The sequence below is a fragment of the Bradyrhizobium sp. genome, assembly GCF_049581145.1.
Lineage (GTDB): Bacteria > Pseudomonadota > Alphaproteobacteria > Rhizobiales > Xanthobacteraceae > Bradyrhizobium.
The window spans coordinates 1-4,731 of record NZ_JBAURI010000668.1 but is presented as its reverse complement, the minus strand read 5'-3'; the positions used below and the strand labels follow the sequence as shown (position 1 = coordinate 4,731).

The following is a 4,731-nucleotide window of genomic DNA, read 5'->3' as shown; positions in this document are numbered from 1 at the left end:
GCCCTGGCGCATCGTGTGCACCAGCGGCAGCCTGAGCGGGTTGCGCGCCGCGGCGCTCGCCGGACTCGGCGTCTCGATTTTCGCAGGCGACCTGATCCCTGCGGGCCTTGCCGAGATCGCGAGCGGTCACGGCCTGCCCGATCTCGGCACCGTCGAATTCGTTCTGCTCGGCGCGGGCCGAACGCTGAGCGGACCTGCCGCCGAACTGGCGGACGCCATCCTCGCCAGCGGCATCCGGGTGTAGCGCCCCGCCCCTCCTGAGAGGCGACCAGCGGGTCTCATCGGCAGACGTCTTGACCGTGAGCAGCGGTCACCTGCGATGGATTTGGCGATGACTCCAGGTCAGGAATTGCGGTGATTTTCGACCCGGATCAGCCCCGAGGCGAGCAAAGCCACTGCAATCGCTCAAGTCCCGACATGCGCGCTGCTGACCTTTCTTGAAAACAGCAAATCTTCGCCTGTCCGGGAAGCGAATGCGGCGCATATCGGGTTTCGTAAAGCAATCAGAACCGACATCGAACGCGCGCGCAATGGCGAACCGATAGATCGGGGTTTGCGGAATTGAAGGTCGAGCTGAGCTGGCAAGACCTACGGAGCGATTCGCAGCGACCGTCGTTATCAAGCCATGCGCCAGACCAGATGTGCCCCGGAGCACGCTGCCAGCCAACCCGAGAACCGCCGCCTCAGGGCCGCAGCTCGATGCGGGCGAGAGCAGCGGAACGGACAGACAACCGACGCCATGAATCGATCCTCGTCGGATCGCCAGAGCCGCGAGAACCGGACTCTTTGTCCGATCCGACCGCACACCCCATCGCCGCGCGGGTGAATGATGGGTTTCGCAAGCTCAACCCGTCCTACTTTCGAGGCCGAGAGGAACGAGATGACCATTGCTGCGGATTTTGCGGGAGCAGCCAAGCCGGTTGCACCATCGCCGTCACGCGCCAGCCTGCGCGGCCTCGATGAGGTCAACCTGCTACTGGCCGGCGCGCTGTCGGGCTTTGGCCCCTACCTCGCCGCGTTTCTGGCCGGGCAGAACTGGACCCAACGGGACATCGGCTTTGTGCTGACGGCAGGTGGTTTCGCCGGATTGCTCGGTCAGCTCCCCGGCGGCGCATTGCTCGATGCGATCCGGTCGAAGCGCATCGCGGTCGCGCTCGGTGCGGGGATGGTTGCCGCAGGCGCGCTGCTGATTGCAATCTGGCCGAGCTTCCCGCTGGTATCGGGCGCGCTGGTGCTCCAGGCCATCACCGGCGGTTTCCTGGGGTTGGCGATAGCCGCGATCAGCCTTGGCCTGGTGGGCAATTCAGCGCTCGCCGAGCGGCTCGGACGCAATCAGCGCTTCGCGTCGATCGGAGGCGTCGTCGCGGCCGGCCTGATGGGCCTGGTCGCCTATGTGCTGTCGTTTCGCGCGATCTTCTTCGTCGCCGCCGCGCTGGTGCTTCCGCTGCTCGCAGCTCTCAGCCGCATCCGGCCCGCAGATATCCATTTCGGCCGCGCCTCCTGCGTTCCGGATCACGAAGGGCCGGGCAAACCGCCGCGAGCACGGCTGCGCAGCCTTGGGAAGAACCGCGGCCTGCTCGTATTCGCCGCTTGCGTATTCCTGTTCCAGATGGCCAACGCGTCGGTGCTGCCGCTGGCCGGCGAAGCGTTCGCCTACAGCAGGCAGGCGCTGTCCTCGCTGATCGTCTCGGCCTTGATCATGGTGCCCCAGATCATCGTGGCGATCATGGCGCCCTGGGCGGGACGCCGGGCGAACACGTGGGGCCGCCGGCCGCTGCTGCTCGCAGGCTTCGCGGCGTTGCCGATCCGCGCGCTGATCTTCGCCGGAACCTCCGATCCCATCATTCTGATCGCGGCTCAATCGCTCGACGGACTGAGCGCGACGATGCTGGGCGTGCTCACGGCGCTGACCGTCGCCGACCTCACCGCCGGAACCGGCCGGTTCAATCTCGCGCAGGGATTCGTCGGAACGATTTCCGGGATCGGCGCTTCGCTCAGCACGACGCTGTCAGGTCTCTTGACCACAAGCCTCGGCCGCGCGGCGGGGTTCTTGGGCGTCGCAGCCGTGGCTCTGGCCGCCGTGCTTCTGTTGTGGTTGCTGATGCCTGAAACCAATCCCTCAAACAGCGCGTAGAATGGGGTGAAGCTCTTGCGAAACCCAACATCTTCGCGAGGCGGATATTGATGGGTATCGCTTCACTCCCGTTGCCGGCAACTCACGAACTTCGATGAAGGATATTTTGGCATGGCATTCAAGGTTCAGGTCGGCCCGGCACAGATTGCGCTGCATCAGGGGCAGACGGTGTTGCTCACCGAAACCGATGGGCAGGTGAGCTGGCCGAGCAAATGCGGCTTATATTTCCGCGACACCAGGGTGATCAGCGCCTGGGCGATCTTTGCCAATGGCGAACAGTGGGATTTGCTCAATGGCGGCGCGGTTGCGCCCCAGGCGGCGCGCATCTTCCTGACCAATCGCAGCTTCGCCACCGAAGACGGGCCGGTCGCAGCTCGCACGCTGGGCCTGGAAATCGGCCGCCAGGTGGATGGCGGCCTGCACGAAGACATCGACATCACCAACAACAGCCAGAAGCCGGTTCGGTTCAACCTGGAGGTGGCGATGCGCGCCGACTTCGCCGACATTTTCGAGGTGAAGGGCGACAACATCGTGCGCCGGGGCCACATCATCACGTCGTGGTCAGCCGGGAAGCAGACACTGCGGATCACCTATCGCAACAAGGATTTTGTTCGAGAAGTCGTTGTCCACACCGGCGAGGGCGACGGCGAGCCTACCGTCAACGCCAACGGGCGCCTCAGTTTCGACATCGCGCTGAAGCCCGGGCAGGCCTGGCATCGCTGCCTGATCTACGATCTCGTGGATGGCGCAAAAACCACCCGGGCGCCGAAGGGATGTACCGAGTCCAGTGCAGAGTCCGGCCATTCCCGCAATATGGAGGAATGGCAGCGGACGGTTCTGAAGATCGAGACCAGCAACGAGGAATTCTATCGCTGCTACAGTCAGGGCGTGCAGGACATGGCGGCGTTGCGGCTTCCGCTGCACGGCACCGATCACATGGTGTTCGTGCCGGCGGCCGGGTTGCCGTGGTTCGTGGCCCTGTTCGGCCGCGATAGCCTGATCGTCTCGTTGCAGACCATGATCGTCTATCCGGAATTCGCGGCCGGTACGCTGGATGTTCTGGCGCAGTACCAGGCAACCGAGCGCGACGACTACCGCGACGCCGAGCCGGGCAAGATCCTGCACGAGCTGCGTTACGGCGAACTGGCGCATTTCAAGCTGATCCCGCACACGCCGTATTACGGCACGGCAGACGCGACGCCGCTCTATCTGATCGCGCTGCACGCGGGCTGGAAGGCGACCGGCGACCGCACGCTGATCGAGCGGCATCTGTCGCATGCCGAAGCCTGCCTGAGCTGGATCGACAAATACGGCGATCGCGACGGCGACGGATTCCAGGAATATCAAACGCGATCCTCGGCCGGCTACGAGAACATGGCGTGGAAGGATTCCGGAGATGCCGTGATGTATCCGGACGGCACGCTGGTGCAAGGCCCGAAGGCGCTGTGCGAATTGCAGGGCTATGTCTACGATGCCTGGCTGCGGATGGCCGAAATCTACGATGAGCTCGGCGACAAGCGCGGCGCCAACCGGCTGCGCAAGAAGGCGGCGGAGCTGTTCGAGCAGTTCAACGAGGTGTTCTGGGACGAAAAATCCGGCTTCTATGCCTTCGCATTGGACGGCGAGAAGAAAAAAGTGCTGTCGGTGGCCTCCAATGTCGGGCAGTGCCTGTGGTCCGGCATCATCGCGCCGAAGCGTGCCGCTGCCGTCGTCAAACGTTTGATGCAGAAGGACATGTGGAGCGGCTGGGGAATCCGCACGCTGTCATCGGACCATCCCTCGTTCAATCCCTACAATTATCAGACCGGCGCGGTGTGGCCGCACGACAATTCGCTGATTGCACTCGGTATGCGACGCTACGGCTTCGATGCGGAAGCAGCGGCCCTGGCGCGCGACATCAGCGGCGCCGCCAGTCATTTCCTGCTGAACCAGTTGCCCGAGCTCTATGCCGGTCTGCAGCGCGATCCGACGGGGTTTCCAGTGCAGTATCTCGGCGCCAACGTGCCGCAAGCCTGGGCGGCAGGGACGCCGTTCGCAATATTGCAGGCGATGCTCGGGCTGCAGCAGGATGCCCCCGCCGGAAAGCTCTATGTCGATCCCGCGCTGCCCGCATGGCTGCCGGACGTGAAATTGATCGACATGCGGCTGGGGCGGCAACGCTTCGATATCCGGTTCTGGCGTGACGGCAAGGAGACCCAGTTCGAAGTGCTCAAGGGAAAGGGCAGTGCGGTCGAGCGGAGGGCCGTGTCGGCTCTGCACCAATGATTCGAGCAGTGAAGCATCCGGTTGATTGCAGGGCTGCTCTCCTACCACACCTGCGGCGCGGCGCGCTTGGCGCGCTGTCGGATCGGCCAATATCTCTCGACGTTTTTCTGGGGATGCAGATCTCGAGCGGTGATTCTCCCCTCCCTCCCCCGCGTGCGAAGCGCGTCGTGCGGGGAGACCGCCGACTGAATCTGCAAGCTCGGAATGATTGCAGAGGAGAACGGTCTGCATCCGACAGCCGCGCATCCTGAGCGATCGAGCGCCGCGCCATATGACAACTTTCATGGAATCGCTCGCTAGTCGAACGCAGCATTGCCAGCCCCCTGCGACGG

2 protein-coding genes and 1 pseudogene are annotated in these 4,731 nt (G+C 63.9%); all 3 read left to right on the top strand.

Annotated elements, in window-relative coordinates; translation table 11 throughout:
- Window positions 1-244 (top strand): annotated as a pseudogene (locus WCB02_RS21760) (LysR family transcriptional regulator); the annotation flags it as partial.
- A 636-nt stretch (window positions 245-880) separates the two neighbouring features.
- Entirely contained in the window at window positions 881-2,134 is a 1,254-nt protein-coding gene (locus WCB02_RS21755) for an MFS transporter (RefSeq protein ID WP_423961295.1), read from the top strand.
- A gap of 111 nt (window positions 2,135-2,245) precedes the next feature.
- Window positions 2,246-4,399 carry a glycogen debranching N-terminal domain-containing protein gene (locus WCB02_RS21750; protein ID WP_423961293.1) on the top strand — a complete coding sequence of 718 codons (2,154 nt, stop codon included), beginning with the start codon at window positions 2,246-2,248 and terminating at the stop codon, window positions 4,397-4,399.
- Window positions 4,400-4,731: the final 332 nt, after the last annotated feature.